The sequence below is a fragment of the Streptomyces sp. NPDC030021 genome, assembly GCF_055574035.1.
The window spans coordinates 141,483-155,474 of record NZ_JBVIAH010000006.1 but is presented as its reverse complement, the minus strand read 5'-3'; the positions used below and the strand labels follow the sequence as shown (position 1 = coordinate 155,474).

Below are 13,992 nucleotides of genomic sequence, written 5' to 3'. Positions count from 1 at the left end.
GGCGTGCTGCCGCTCAGGCCGGGCTCCCGCCGATCGGCACGGCATCGCCCCAGGCCGTCCCAGGCCCGTCCGGACGCGCTCGCCGGGCCGGATCGGCGGGGCGCTCGTACGCTCGAAGACATGTCAGACGTGTACGCCGCCCGCCGGGACCTGCTTCGCGACCGATGTGCCGCCGCGGGGAACGCCGCCGCACTGATCACGCGTCCGGCGAACGTCCGCTACCTCTCCGGGGCGTCCCCGCTCGGCGCGGTGCTGCTCGTCGGCCCCACCGAGGACATGCTGTTCTGCTCCGGCGCGCCCACCGGCGAGGCCGACGAGGGCCGTCTCGACGAGCACCTGCACGTCTCCGTCCTGGGGAGCCCCGGCGGGGACCCGGCCGTCGCGGCCGCCGATCTGGCCGCCTCCGTCCGGGCCGACTCGCTCGCGGTGGAGGAACACCACCTCACCGTCAGCCGGCACCGGGCCCTGCGCTCCGTCGCGCCCAAACTGCGCCTCGCCGACCTCGGCACCGCCGTCGAGCAGCAGCGCCTCGTCAAGGACGAGGAGGAGATCGCCTGCCTGCGGATCGCCGCCGAGATCGCCGACCAGGCTCTCGGGGAGCTGCTGGAGTCCATCCTCGTCGGGCGCACCGAACGGCACCTCGCCCTGGAGCTGGAGCGGCGGCTCGTCGACCACGGAGCGGACGGCCCCGCCTTCCCGACCTCCGTCGGCACCGGCCCGCACTCCGGCCGCTCCCGGCACCGGCCCTCCGACCGCAGGGTGGAGGAGGGCGACTTCCTCACGGTCTGCCTGGGCGCCAACTACCGTGGCTACCGGTGCGAGATCGGCCGGACCTTCGTGATCGGCACCAGCCCCGCCGACTGGCAGATCGAGCTGTACGACCTCGTCTTCACCGCCCAGCGGGCCGGGCGCGAGGCCCTGCTGCCCGGGGCCGCGTACCGGGACGTGGACCATGCCGCACGCTCCGTCCTGGACTCCGCGGGCCACGCGGAAGCCCTCGCTCCGTGGACCGGACACGGCGTGGGCCTCGAAATCGACGAGGACCCGCAGCTTGCACCTACGGCAATGGGTAAACTGGACGCTTGCGTGCCGGTCACCGTCGAACCGGGGGTTCACCTCCCGGGCCGGGGAGGTGTCCGGATCGATGACACGCTCGTCGTACGCCCCGAGGCGGACGGCGGTCCCGAGCTACTCACCATTACGACCAAGGAGCTGCTCGCGCTCTAGCCGGCTCTGCCGGGCTGTGCGCGCACCCGTGGTCTTCCAGTGCAGGAGATTCCGCAACCGTGGCTTCCACGAACGACCTCAAGAACGGCATGGTGCTCAAGCTCGACGGTGACCAGCTCTGGTCCGTCGTCGAGTTCCAGCACGTCAAGCCCGGCAAGGGCCCGGCCTTCGTGCGCACCAAGCTCAAGCACGTGCTCTCCGGCAAGGTCGTCGACAAGACGTTCAACGCCGGCACGAAGGTCGAGACGGCCACCATCGACCGCCGTGACATGCAGTTCTCTTACATGGACGGCGAGTACTTCGTCTTCATGGACATGACCACCTTCGACCAGCTGATGGTGGACAAGAAGGCTGTCGGCGACGCCGCCAACTTCCTGATCGAGGGCTTCACCGCCTCTGTCGCCCAGCACGAGGGCGAGGTGCTCTACGTCGAGCTCCCGGCCGCGGTCGAGCTCAAGATCGAGCACACCGACCCGGGTGTCCAGGGCGACCGCTCCACCGGTGGCACCAAGCCCGCCACCCTGGAGACCGGCTACGAGATCCAGGTCCCGCTCTTCGTCACCACCGGCGAGACGGTCAAGGTCGACACCCGCACCAGCGACTACCTCGGCCGGAAGAGCAACTAACCCGTGGCTGCTCGGAGCAATGCGCGCAAGCGCGCCTTCCAGATCCTCTTCGAGGCGGACCAGCGCGACGTGCCCGTCCGCGAGGTCCTCGCGGACTGGATCCGCCACGCGCGGTCGGACGACCGGCAGCCGCCGGTCAGCGCCTTCACGATGGATCTCGTCGAGGGTTACGCCGACAAGGTGAACCGCATCGACGATCTGATCATCACCTACGCCGTGGACTGGGAACTCGACCGCATGCCGGTCGCGGACCGGAACATCCTGCGGCTCGGTGCCTACGAGCTGATCTGGGTGGACGACACCCCGGACGCCGTGGCCATCGACGAGGCCGTCCAGCTGGCCAAGGAGTTCTCGACGGACGAGTCCCCCTCGTTCGTGAACGGGCTGCTGGCCCGCTTCAAGGACCTGAAGCCGAGCCTGCGGCGCAGCGAGAGCTGACCGCACGGACCGGCGCCGGCACCGCCATACGGAAGGGCCCGCAACGTACGCGTTGCGGGCCCTTCCGTATGCGGCGCGGGGCGGGGAACGCAAAAACCGGCGGGCGCCGGACCCCGCAAGGGTCCGGCGCCCACCGGTAAACGTTTCTGCTGGTCCGGAGACCGGGACTCAGAGTTCCTCGTGCGCCACCGCGCGACGGGCGTCCGCGTCCAGCACGCCCCAGCTGATCAGCTGCTCGGTCAGGACCGAGGGGGACTGGTCGTAGATGACGGCCAGGGTGCGCAGGTCGTCCTGGCGGATCGACAGCACCTTGCCGTTGTAGTCGCCCCGCTGGCTCTGGATCGTCGCCGCGTAACGCTGCAGCGGGCCGGCCTTCTCGGCGGGGACGCCCGCCAGGCGCTCCAGGTCGAGACGCAGCTTCGGCGGCGGCTCGGCAGCCCCGCCGGGCGTCGTCCCCGGCAGCAGTTCCTGCACCGGAACCCCGTAGAAGTCCGCCAGCTCGGCAAGACGCTGGACGGTCACGGCGCGGTCCCCGCGCTCGTAGGAACCGACCACGACGGCCTTCCACCGGCCCTGGGACTTCTCCTCGACACCGTGGAGGGAAAGGCCCTGCTGGGTGCGGATGGCGCGGAGCTTGGCCCCGAGCTGTTTGGCGTATTCGCTGGACATAACGCTCCCGGACGCTGTGACGCTGTGACTGGTGGACACACTGCGACTACGTAACTACGTAACTACGTGCGGCTCCGCCGCGCGGCTGGTAACTCACTGTGAGGTTACGCAGCGTTACTTGGATGCGTCAAGCCGAATGGTCTTCGTCGCCCCCCTGAGTGTTCGTCCCAGCAGCCCGGAGAGGGTCATTCCGTACCGGCCCGGTCCGAGTCACCGGCCTCTCCCTGGTACCGTGTGAGGCGTACATCAGACGTCCTTTAAGGTCCGTCCCGTGAGGCGGAGAAGGAGGTCCTTTTCATGGACACCCAGCAGAACACCGATTCCATGCGCCCCGTACTCGAAGCGCAGGACATCGCGCGGGTCCTGACCCGCATCGCCCACGAGATCGTCGAACGCGCCAAGGGTGCCGACGACGTGGTGCTCCTCGGCATCCCCACCCGCGGTGTCTACCTCGCCCGCCGGCTGGCCGCCAAGCTCGAAGAGATCACCGGCACGAAGATCCCGGTCGGCTCCCTCGACATCACCATGTACCGCGACGACCTGCGGATGAAGCCCGCCCGCGCGATCGGTCGCACCGAGATCCCCGGCGACGACCTCGACGGCCGCCTCGTCGTCCTCGTCGACGACGTGCTCTTCTCCGGCCGCACCATCCGCGCCGCTCTCGACGCCCTCGGCGACCTCGGCCGCCCCCGCGCCGTGCAGCTCGCGGTCCTCGTCGACAGAGGCCACCGCGAACTGCCGATCCGCGCCGACTACGTCGGCAAGAACCTCCCCACGTCGCTGCGGGAGACCGTCAAGGTCCAGCTCCAGGAGGAGGACGGCCGTGACGCCGTGCTGCTCGGCCAGCGGACCGCCCAGGCAGCAGGCCAGTAGACCGTCCGAGTGACGGGCCCCGACCGGGCCCGCGCCGAGCCCTGCCCTGCCCGCTCGCACCCCTGCAGTCAGTCCGCCTGCCCTCCCGACCTACGGAGCCATCCAGATGAAGCGCCACCTCATCTCGGCCGCCGACCTCACGCGCGACGACGCCGTCCTGATCCTCGACACCGCCGAGGAGATGGCCCGTGTCGCGGACCGGCCGATCAAGAAGCTGCCCACCCTGCGCGGCCTCACCGTCGTCAACCTCTTCTTCGAGGACTCGACCCGCACCCGGATCTCCTTCGAAGCGGCCGCCAAGCGGCTTTCGGCCGACGTCATCAACTTCTCCGCGAAGGGTTCCTCCGTTTCCAAGGGCGAATCCCTGAAGGACACCGCCCTGACCCTGGAGGCCATGGGCGCCGACGCGGTCGTCATCCGCCACCACGCCTCCGGCGCCCCCTACCGGCTCGCGACCTCCGGCTGGATCGACTCCGCCGTCGTCAACGCCGGCGACGGCACCCACGAGCACCCCACCCAGGCCCTGCTGGACGCCTTCACCATGCGCCGCCGCCTGGTCGGCCGCGACGCCGGCCTCGGCAAGGACCTGAACGGCCGCCGGATCACCATCGTCGGCGACATCCTGCACAGCCGCGTGGCCCGCTCCAACGTCCACCTGCTGCACACCCTCGGCGCCGAGGTCACCCTGGTGGCCCCGCCCACGCTCGTCCCGATCGGCGTCGAGACCTGGCCCTGCGAGGTCTCGTACAACCTCGACGAGGTGCTGCCGAAGTCCGATGCGGTGATGATGCTGCGTGTGCAGCGCGAACGCATGAACGCCGCCTTCTTCCCGACCGAGCGCGAGTACTCCCGCCGGTACGGCCTCGACGGCGACCGCATGGCGAAGATGCCCGAGCACGCCATCGTGATGCACCCCGGCCCGATGAACCGCGGCATGGAGATCACCGCCCAGGTCGCCGACTCCGACCGCTGCACGGCCGTCGAGCAGGTCGCCAACGGCGTCTCCACCCGGATGGCCGTCCTGTACCTGCTGCTCGGAGGTTCCGAGCCCGCCGTCACCACCACCCCCGCAGCCTCCCGCCCGTCGCCCACCACCACCCTTGACGGAGGCGCTTCGCGCCGTCCCTCTGATGCCGAGGAGAGCAAGTAACCATGAGCAAGATCCTTATCCGTGGTGCGAAGGTACTCGGCGGCGAGGCGCAGGACGTCCTGATCGACGGCGAGACCATCGCCGAGGTCGGCCAGAACCTGTCCGCCGAGGGCGCGACCGTCATCGAGGCCGAGGGCCAGATCCTCCTCCCCGGCCTCGTCGACCTGCACACCCACCTGCGCGAGCCCGGCCGTGAGGACTCCGAGACCGTCCTCACCGGCACCCGCGCCGCCGCCTCCGGCGGCTACACCGCCGTGTTCGCCATGGCGAACACCTTCCCGGTCGCCGACACCGCCGGCGTCGTCGAGCAGGTCTGGCGCCTGGGCAAGGAGTCCGGCTACTGCGACGTGCAGCCCATCGGCGCCGTCACCGTCGGACTGGAGGGCAAGCAGCTCTCCGAGCTGGGCGCCATGCACGAGTCCGCCGCCCGCGTCACCGTCTTCTCCGACGACGGCAAGTGCGTGGACGACGCCGTGATCATGCGCCGCGCGCTGGAGTACGTGAAGGCTTTCGGCGGAGTCGTCGCCCAGCACGCCCAGGAGCCCCGCCTCACCGAGGGCGCCCAGATGAACGAGGGCATCGTCTCCGCGGAACTCGGTCTCGGCGGCTGGCCGGCCGTCGCCGAGGAGTCGATCATCGCCCGCGACGTCCTGCTCGCCGAGCACGTCGGCTCCCGCGTCCACATCTGCCACCTCTCCACCGCCGGATCCGTCGAGATCGTCCGCTGGGCCAAGTCCCGCGGCATCGACGTCACCGCCGAGGTCACCCCGCACCACCTCCTCCTCACCGAGGAGCTCGTGCGCTCGTACAACGCGGTCTACAAGGTCAACCCGCCGCTGCGCACCGAGCGCGACGTGCTGGCCCTGCGCGAGGCGCTCGCCGACGGCACGATCGACATCGTCGCCACCGACCACGCCCCGCACCCGCACGAGGACAAGGACTGCGAGTGGGCCGCCGCCGCCATGGGCATGGTCGGCCTGGAGACCGCGCTCTCCGTCGTCCAGCAGACGATGGTCGAGACCGGACTGCTTGACTGGGCGGGCGTCGCCGAGCGGATGAGCTTCGCTCCGGCGCGCATCGGCAGCCTGGAGAACCACGGCCGTCCCGTCTCGGCAGGTGAACCCGCGAACCTGACCTTGGTCGATACCTCGTACCGTGGTGTCGTGGACCCCGCACACTTCGCCTCCCGCAGCCGCAACACGCCTTACGAGGGCCGTGAGCTGCCGGGGCGCGTCACTCATACCTTCCTGCGGGGCCGGGCAACGGTCGTGGACGGGAAACTGGCGTGACACCTGCAGTAATCCAACTGGCCGCCGAGGCCGCCGAACGACAGTCGGCGGAGGTGACCAGCTTCGGTGCCCGCATGGCGTGGGTGATCGGCCTGGCCGTCTTCGTCGCGTTCGTCTACTGGCTGATGCGGCAGGGCTGGAAATGGCGCGGCGCCCTGCAGAACGATCTGCCGGAGCTGCCCGCCGCACCCGACGGTCTCCCCGAGCACCGGCTGGCCCTGACCGGCCGGTACCACGGGTCCACCACCGCCGGGCAGTGGCTCGACCGGATCGTCGCCCACGGTCTGGGCCTGCGCAGCCGGGTCGAGCTCACGCTCACCGACGCGGGCCTCGATGTGGTCCGACCGGGGGCCAACGACTTCTTCGTACCGGCCGCGCAACTGCGCGGCGCCCGCCTCGACAAGGGAATCGCGGGCAAGGTACTCACCGAGGGCGGTCTCCTCGTCGTCACCTGGGCGCACGGCGACAAGCTGATCGACTCCGGATTCCGCTCCGACCGCGCGGCCGAACACGCCGCCTGGGTCGAAGCCATCAATCTCATGAACTCATCCATCACGACGGAAGGCGCCGAACGATGACGACCTCCACCAGGGGAGCAGCCAAAGCTCCCGCCGTACTCGTCCTGGAGGACGGTCGGATCTTCCGCGGCCGCGCCTACGGCGCTGTGGGGGAGACCTTCGGCGAGGCCGTGTTCTCCACCGGCATGACCGGCTACCAGGAGACCCTCACCGACCCGTCGTACCACCGGCAGGTCGTCGTGATGACCGCCCCGCACGTGGGCAACACCGGCGTCAACGACGAGGACCCCGAGTCCTCCCGCATCTGGGTCGCCGGCTACGTCGTACGCGACCCCGCCCGCGTCCCCTCCAACTGGCGCTCCCGGCGCTCGCTGGACGAGGAGCTGGTCAAGCAGGGCGTCGTCGGCATCTCCGGCATCGACACCCGAGCCCTGACCCGCCACCTGCGCGAGCGCGGCGCCATGCGCGTCGGCATCTTCTCGGGCGAGGCCTGGGTCGGCATCCGCGACGAGGCCCTGCTGGCCAAGGTCCAGGCGCAGCCGCAGATGAAGGGCGCGAACCTCTCCGCCGAGGTCGCCACCAAGGAGACGTACGTCGTCCCCGCGATCGGCGAGAAGCGCTTCACCGTCGCCGCCGTCGACCTCGGCATCAAGGGCATGACCCCGCACCGGATGGCCGAGCGCGGCATCGAGGTGCACGTGCTGCCCGCCACCGCCACCGTCGAGGACGTCTACGCGGTCCGGCCGGACGGCGTGTTCTTCTCCAACGGCCCGGGCGACCCGGCCACCGCCGACGGCCCCGTCGCCGTCATGCAGGGCGTGCTGGAGCGCAAGACCCCGCTCTTCGGCATCTGCTTCGGCAACCAGATCCTGGGCCGCGCGCTCGGCTTCGGCACCTACAAGCTGAAGTACGGCCACCGCGGCATCAACCAGCCGGTGCAGGACCGCACCACCGGCAAGGTCGAGATCACCGCGCACAACCACGGCTTCGCCGTCGACGCGCCCCTCGACCAGGTCACCGAGACCGCCTACGGCCGCGCCGAGGTCTCCCACGTCTGCCTGAACGACAACGTCGTCGAAGGCCTCCAGCTGCTCGACCAGCCGGCCTTCAGCGTCCAGTACCACCCCGAGGCGGCCGCCGGCCCGCACGACGCCGCGTACCTCTTCGACCGCTTCACGTCTTTGATGGAAACCGCCCTGATGGAGGCCGAGCGTGCCTAAGCGCACCGATATCCAGTCCGTCCTGGTCATCGGCTCCGGCCCGATCGTCATCGGACAGGCCGCCGAGTTCGACTACTCCGGCACCCAGGCCTGCCGCATCCTCAAGGCCGAGGGCCTGCGGGTCATCCTGGTGAACTCCAACCCCGCGACGATCATGACCGACCCGGAGATCGCCGACGCCACGTACGTCGAGCCGATCACCCCCGAGTTCGTCGAGAAGATCATCGCCAAGGAGCGCCCCGACGCGCTCCTCCCGACCCTCGGCGGCCAGACCGCGCTCAACACCGCGATCTCCATGCACGAGCAGGGTGTGCTGGAGAAGTACGGCGTCGAGCTCATCGGCGCCAACGTCGAGGCCATCAACAAGGGCGAGGACCGCGACCTCTTCAAGGGCGTCGTCGAAGCCGTCAAGGCCAAGATCGGATACGGCGAGTCCGCCCGCTCGGTCATCTGCCACTCGATGGACGACGTCATCAAGGGCGTCGACACCCTCGGCGGCTACCCCGTCGTCGTCCGCCCCTCCTTCACCATGGGCGGCGCCGGCTCCGGCTTCGCCCACGACGAGGACGAGCTGCGCCGCATCGCCGGCCAGGGCCTCACGCTCTCCCCGACCACCGAGGTGCTCCTGGAGGAGTCCATCCTCGGCTGGAAGGAGTACGAGCTGGAGCTGATGCGCGACACCAAGGACAACGTGGTCGTCGTCTGCTCCATCGAGAACTTCGACCCGATGGGCGTCCACACCGGTGACTCGATCACCGTCGCCCCGGCGATGACCCTGACCGACCGCGAGTACCAGCGGCTGCGCGACATCGGCATCGCGATCATCCGCGAGGTCGGCGTCGACACCGGCGGCTGCAACATCCAGTTCGCGATCGACCCGGTCGACGGCCGCGTCATCGTCATCGAGATGAACCCGCGCGTCTCCCGCTCCTCGGCGCTCGCGTCGAAGGCCACCGGCTTCCCGATCGCCAAGATCGCCGCCAAGCTGGCCATCGGCTACACGCTCGACGAGGTCCCCAACGACATCACCGAGAAGACCCCGGCCTCCTTCGAGCCGTCCCTCGACTACGTCGTCGTCAAGGCCCCGCGCTTCGCCTTCGAGAAGTTCCCGCTGGCCGACGCCACCCTCACCACCACCATGAAGTCGGTCGGCGAGGCCATGGCCATCGGCCGCAACTTCACCGAGGCCCTCCAGAAGGCCCTGCGCTCCCTGGAGAAGAAGGGCTCGCAGTTCACCTTCGTCGGCCCCACCGGCGACAAGGACGAGCTGCTGCGCACCGCGGTCCGCCCGACCGACGGCCGCATCAACACCGTCATGCAGGCCATCCGCGCCGGCGCCACCCAGGAAGAGGTCTTCGAGTTCACGAAGATCGACCCCTGGTTCGTCGACCAGCTCTTCCTCATCAAGGAGATCGCGGACGAGCTGACCGCCGCCGAGAAGCTCGGCCCCGAGCTGCTCGCCGAAGCCAAGCGCCACGGCTTCTCCGACGCCCAGATCGCCGAGATCCGCGGCCTGCGCGAGGACGTCGTCCGTGAGGTCCGGCACGCCCTCGGGGTCCGCCCGGTCTACAAGACGGTCGACACCTGCGCCGCCGAGTTCGCCGCGAAGACCCCGTACTTCTACTCCTCGTACGACGAGGAGTCCGAGGTCGCGCCCCGCACCAAGCCCGCGGTGATCATCCTGGGCTCCGGCCCGAACCGCATCGGCCAGGGCATCGAGTTCGACTACTCCTGCGTCCACGCCTCCTTCGCCCTCAGCGACGCCGGCTACGAGACCGTGATGGTCAACTGCAACCCGGAGACCGTCTCCACCGACTACGACACCTCCGACCGCCTGTACTTCGAGCCGCTGACGCTCGAGGACGTGCTGGAGATCGTCCACGCCGAGTCGCTGGCCGGCCCCATCGCCGGCGTCATCGTCCAGCTCGGCGGCCAGACCCCCCTCGGTCTCGCCCAGGCCCTCAAGGACAACGGCGTCCCCGTCGTCGGCACCTCCCCGGAGGCCATCCACGCCGCCGAGGACCGCGGAGCCTTCGGCCAGGTCCTCGCCGACGCCGGCCTGCCGGCCCCCAAGCACGGCACCGCCACCACCTTCACGGGTGCGAAGGCGATCGCCGACGAGATCGGCTACCCGGTCCTGGTCCGCCCGTCCTACGTGCTCGGCGGCCGCGGCATGGAGATCGTCTACGACGAGGCCCGCCTTGAGTCGTACATCGCCGAGTCCACCGAGATCTCCCCGACCCGCCCCGTGCTGGTCGACCGCTTCCTCGACGACGCGATCGAGATCGACGTCGACGCCCTCTACGACGGCCACGAGCTCTACCTCGGCGGCGTCATGGAGCACATCGAGGAAGCCGGCATCCACTCCGGCGACTCGGCCTGCGCCCTGCCCCCGATCACCCTCGGCGGCTACGACATCAAGCGCCTGCGCGCCTCCACCGAGGCCATCGCCAAGGGCGTCGGCGTCCGCGGCCTGATCAACATCCAGTTCGCGATGGCGGGCGACATCCTCTACGTCCTGGAGGCCAACCCGCGCGCCTCCCGGACCGTCCCCTTCACCTCGAAGGCCACCGCCGTCCCGCTCGCGAAGGCCGCCGCCCGCATCTCGCTCGGCACCACCATCGCCGAGCTGCGTGCCGAGGGCCTGCTGCCGAAGACCGGCGACGGCGGCACCCTGCCGATCGACGCGCCGATCTCCGTCAAGGAGGCCGTCATGCCGTGGTCGCGCTTCCGCGACATCCACGGCCGCGGCGTGGACACCGTCCTCGGCCCGGAGATGCGCTCCACCGGCGAGGTCATGGGCATCGACGCCGTCTTCGGCACCGCCTACGCCAAGTCGCAGGCCGGTGCGTACGGCCCGCTGCCCACCAAGGGCCGCGCGTTCATCTCCGTCGCCAACCGCGACAAGCGCTCGATGATCTTCCCGGCGCGCGAGCTCGTCGCCCACGGCTTCGAGCTGATGGCCACCTCCGGCACCGCCGAGGTGCTGCGCCGCAACGGCATCAACGCCACCGTGGTGCGCAAGCTCAGCGAGGGCGAGGGCCCGAACGGCGAGAAGACCATCGTCCAGCTGATCCACGACGGCCAGGTCGACCTGATCGTCAACACCCCGTACGGCACCGGCGGCCGCCTCGACGGCTACGAGATCCGTACGGCGGCCGTGGCCCGCAGCGTCCCCTGCCTGACCACGGTCCAGGCGCTCGCCGCCGCCGTCCAGGGCATCGACGCGCTCAACCGCGGCGACGTGGGCGTCCGCTCCCTCCAGGAGCACGCGGAGCACCTGACCGCAGCCCGCGACTGACGCAGGCCGTAAGCCCGGACACGGGGAGGGGGACACCGGTTTCACGACGGGTGTCCCCCTCTTCACGAGCGCAGAGGGATTTTCCGACAATGTACAAAACCTTCTTCAACCTGGTCTTCAAGCGGATGGACCCGGAGCAGGCCCACTACCTGGCCTTCCGCTGGATCCGCCTCGCCGCCCGCACCCCCGTGCTGCGCACCTTCGTCGCGGCCGCCCTGGCCCCGCGTTACGAGGAGCTCCGCACCGAGGCCCTCGGCCTGCGCATGCACGGCCCCTTCGGCCTCGCCGCCGGCTTCGACAAGAACGCCGTCGCCATCGACGGCATGTCGATGCTCGGCTTCGACCACATCGAGATCGGCACGGTCACGGCCGAGGGGCAGCCCGGCAACCCGAAGAAGCGGCTCTTCCGCCTCGTGCCGGACCGCGCGCTGATCAACCGCATGGGCTTCAACAACGAGGGCTCGGCGGCCGTGGCGGCCCGCCTGGCGGCCCGTGAGGCGGTCTTCAGGACCGTCGTGGGCGTCAACATCGGCAAGACCAAGGTCGTGCCCGAGGAGGAGGCCGTGGGGGACTACGTCGCCTCGACCGAGCGCCTCGCCCGGCACGCCGACTACCTCGTGGTGAACGTCTCCTCCCCGAACACCCCGGGCCTGCGCAACCTCCAGGCCACCGAGTCGCTGCGCCCGCTGCTGACGGCCGTACGGGAGGCCGCCGACCGCACGGTGACCGACCGCCGGGTGCCGCTGCTGGTCAAGATCGCCCCCGACCTGGCGGACGAGGACGTCGACGCGGTCGCCGACCTGGCCCTGGAGCTGGGCCTGGACGGCATCATCGCGACGAACACCACCATCGCCCGGGAGGGGCTGGGCCTGAAGTCCTCCCCGTCCCTGGTGAAGGAGACCGGCGGGCTCTCCGGCGCCCCGGTCAAGGAGCGCTCGCTGGAGGTCCTGCGCCGCCTGTACGCCCGCGTGGGGGACCGCCTGGTCCTGGTGGGGGTCGGCGGCATCGAGAACGCCGAGGACGCCTGGCAGCGGATCCTGGCCGGCGCCACGCTGATCCAGGGCTACAGCGCCTTCATCTACGAGGGCCCGTTCTACGCCCGCGCCATCCACAAGGGCCTTGCCGCGCGCCTGGCCAACAGCCCGTACGCGACGCTCGCCGAAGCGGTGGGCGCCGAGACCCGAAAGGCCACCAAGTGACTGTGACCCCGTTCGGCACCCGCCTGCGCGCGGCGATGGACTCCCGGGGCCCGCTGTGCGTCGGCATCGACCCGCACGCCGCCCTGCTGGCGCAGTGGGGCCTGCAGGACGACATCGCGGGCCTGGAGCGGTTCTCCCGTACGGTCGTCGAGGCGCTCGCCGAGTCGGTGGCGGTCTTCAAGCCCCAGGCGGCCTTCTTCGAGCGGTTCGGCTCGAAGGGCGTGGCCGTCCTGGAGCGGGCCGTCGCGGACGCCCGGGCGGCCGGCACGCTGGTCGTCATGGACGCGAAGCGCGGGGACATCGGCTCGACCATGGCGGCGTACGCCTCGGCCTTCCTGGACCCGGCCTCGCCGCTGTTCTCGGACGCGCTGACGGTCTCCCCCTACCTGGGCTACGGCTCGCTGAAGCCGGCCGTCGACCTGGCCCGGGAGTCGGGCGCGGGCCTGTTCGTCCTGGCGCTGACCTCGAACCCGGAGGGTGCCGAGGTCCAGCGGGCGGTCCGCGAGGACGGCCGGACGATCGGCGCGACGATGCTGGCGCACCTGGCGGCGGAGAACGCGGACGCCACCCCCATGGGCTCCTTCGGCGCGGTGGTCGGTGCCACGCTGGGCGATCTGTCCTCCTTCGACCTGGACATCAACGGGCCGCTGCTGGCCCCCGGCATCGGCGCGCAGGGCGCGACGGCGGCGGACCTGCCGGGCGTCTTCGGCAAGGCCGTGCGCAACGTGGTCCCGAACGTCTCGCGGGGGGTCCTGAAGCACGGTCCGGACGTGCGCGCCCTGCGCGACGCGGCGCGGCGCTTCGCCGACGAGATCCACGAGGCCGTCACCGCGTAATCGGTCACCCGGGACGCCCTGCCGCACCTCCGCGGCAGGGCCTCTCGCATTTCTTGGCGAAACTCGAACGCTCTTCATCGGACAAAACCGGGGTATTTTGTCCGTGATGTACGGTTCGGTGGAGGCTGACCAGGACTTTTCGTCCGTTCTCGCTGACTGGAGCGTTGTTGGCCGCTAGTCTCCGACCAGAGTGAACGTGCAGCGAACGCGTTTCGATCGCTGTTCGGGAGCTCGCCAGGTGTGGTGCCTTCGGGCTGCCCACCGGTCCGTATCCGACAGTTCGACATCCGAGGTGACGTAGGCGTGGCTCTTCCGCCCCTTACCCCTGAACAGCGCGCAGCCGCGCTCGAAAAGGCCGCCGCGGCTCGCCGGGAGCGGGCCGAGGTCAAGAATCGACTCAAGCACTCCGGTGCCTCGCTCCAAGAGGTCATCAAGACGGGCCAGGAGAACGACGTCATCGGCAAGATGAAGGTCTCCGCCCTGCTGGAGTCTCTGCCTGGCGTGGGCAAGGTGCGCGCCAAGCAGATCATGGAGCGTCTCGGCATCTCCGAGTCCCGGCGTGTCCGAGGTCTCGGTTCCAACCAGATCGCCTCTCTGGAGCGCGAGTTCGGCAGCACCGGCGCCTGAGGCGTCGCCTGAAGTTCTC

General features: G+C 70.2%; 13 protein-coding genes. 12 read left to right on the top strand and 1 reads right to left on the bottom strand.

Annotation, left to right across the window (positions count from 1 at the left end; translation table 11 throughout):
- Nucleotides 1-120 precede the first annotated feature (120 nt).
- From ACZ4YL_RS13975 to nusB, 3 genes are read left to right on the top strand one after another with little or no spacing between them, the layout of a single operon-like run.
- Nucleotides 121-1,227 carry an aminopeptidase P family protein gene (locus ACZ4YL_RS13975; RefSeq protein WP_468116476.1) on the top strand — a complete coding sequence of 369 codons (1,107 nt, stop codon included), beginning with the start codon at nucleotides 121-123 and terminating at the stop codon, nucleotides 1,225-1,227.
- Between the two features lie 59 nt (nucleotides 1,228-1,286).
- The gene (gene efp, locus ACZ4YL_RS13970; RefSeq protein WP_030008757.1) at nucleotides 1,287-1,853 is read left to right on the top strand and encodes an elongation factor P; all 567 of its coding nucleotides are present in this window, start codon (nucleotides 1,287-1,289) and stop codon (nucleotides 1,851-1,853) included.
- A gap of 3 nt (nucleotides 1,854-1,856) precedes the next feature.
- Complete coding sequence (gene nusB / locus ACZ4YL_RS13965) at nucleotides 1,857-2,291, top strand: transcription antitermination factor NusB (RefSeq protein ID WP_189740290.1); 435 nt, start codon at nucleotides 1,857-1,859, stop codon at nucleotides 2,289-2,291.
- 168 nt (nucleotides 2,292-2,459) lie between these two features.
- Here the strand turns inward: nusB and bldD are convergent, their stop codons facing one another.
- Complete coding sequence (bldD, locus tag ACZ4YL_RS13960; RefSeq protein ID WP_030008755.1) at nucleotides 2,460-2,960, bottom strand: transcriptional regulator BldD; 501 nt, start codon at nucleotides 2,958-2,960, stop codon at nucleotides 2,460-2,462.
- 297 nt (nucleotides 2,961-3,257) lie between these two features.
- Between bldD and pyrR the strand changes: the two genes are divergently transcribed.
- The 9 genes from pyrR (at nucleotide 3,258) to ACZ4YL_RS13915 (ending at nucleotide 13,973) form a co-directional block, all read left to right on the top strand.
- Nucleotides 3,258-3,833 carry a bifunctional pyr operon transcriptional regulator/uracil phosphoribosyltransferase PyrR gene (gene pyrR / locus ACZ4YL_RS13955; protein ID WP_030732111.1) on the top strand — a complete coding sequence of 192 codons (576 nt, stop codon included), beginning with the start codon at nucleotides 3,258-3,260 and terminating at the stop codon, nucleotides 3,831-3,833.
- Between the two features lie 106 nt (nucleotides 3,834-3,939).
- Nucleotides 3,940-4,983, top strand: a complete 1,044-nt coding sequence (locus ACZ4YL_RS13950) for an aspartate carbamoyltransferase catalytic subunit (RefSeq protein WP_468116473.1) — start codon at nucleotides 3,940-3,942, stop codon at nucleotides 4,981-4,983.
- Nucleotides 4,984-4,985: 2 nt separating this feature from the next.
- Nucleotides 4,986-6,272, top strand: a complete 1,287-nt coding sequence (locus tag ACZ4YL_RS13945; protein ID WP_468116471.1) for a dihydroorotase — start codon at nucleotides 4,986-4,988, stop codon at nucleotides 6,270-6,272.
- The gene (locus ACZ4YL_RS13940) at nucleotides 6,269-6,850 is read left to right on the top strand and encodes a PH-like domain-containing protein (protein WP_030008751.1); all 582 of its coding nucleotides are present in this window, start codon (nucleotides 6,269-6,271) and stop codon (nucleotides 6,848-6,850) included. The genes ACZ4YL_RS13945 and ACZ4YL_RS13940 overlap by 4 nt, the downstream gene beginning before the upstream one ends.
- Nucleotides 6,847-8,010, top strand: coding sequence for a glutamine-hydrolyzing carbamoyl-phosphate synthase small subunit (gene carA, locus ACZ4YL_RS13935; RefSeq protein WP_468116470.1), 1,164 nt, complete (start codon nucleotides 6,847-6,849; stop codon nucleotides 8,008-8,010). Before ACZ4YL_RS13940 ends, carA begins: the two co-directional genes overlap by 4 nt.
- Nucleotides 8,003-11,311 carry a carbamoyl-phosphate synthase large subunit gene (carB, locus tag ACZ4YL_RS13930; protein WP_468116468.1) on the top strand — a complete coding sequence of 1,103 codons (3,309 nt, stop codon included), beginning with the start codon at nucleotides 8,003-8,005 and terminating at the stop codon, nucleotides 11,309-11,311. Before carA ends, carB begins: the two co-directional genes overlap by 8 nt.
- 89 nt (nucleotides 11,312-11,400) lie before the next feature.
- Nucleotides 11,401-12,510: a quinone-dependent dihydroorotate dehydrogenase gene (locus ACZ4YL_RS13925; RefSeq protein WP_468116466.1), complete on the top strand. Its 1,110-nt coding sequence runs from the start codon at nucleotides 11,401-11,403 to the stop codon at nucleotides 12,508-12,510.
- Entirely contained in the window at nucleotides 12,507-13,346 is an 840-nt protein-coding gene (gene pyrF, locus ACZ4YL_RS13920; protein WP_468116464.1) for an orotidine-5'-phosphate decarboxylase, read from the top strand. Before ACZ4YL_RS13925 ends, pyrF begins: the two co-directional genes overlap by 4 nt.
- A gap of 303 nt (nucleotides 13,347-13,649) precedes the next feature.
- Nucleotides 13,650-13,973, top strand: a complete 324-nt coding sequence (locus ACZ4YL_RS13915) for an integration host factor (protein ID WP_030008746.1) — start codon at nucleotides 13,650-13,652, stop codon at nucleotides 13,971-13,973.
- Nucleotides 13,974-13,992 lie beyond the last annotated feature (19 nt).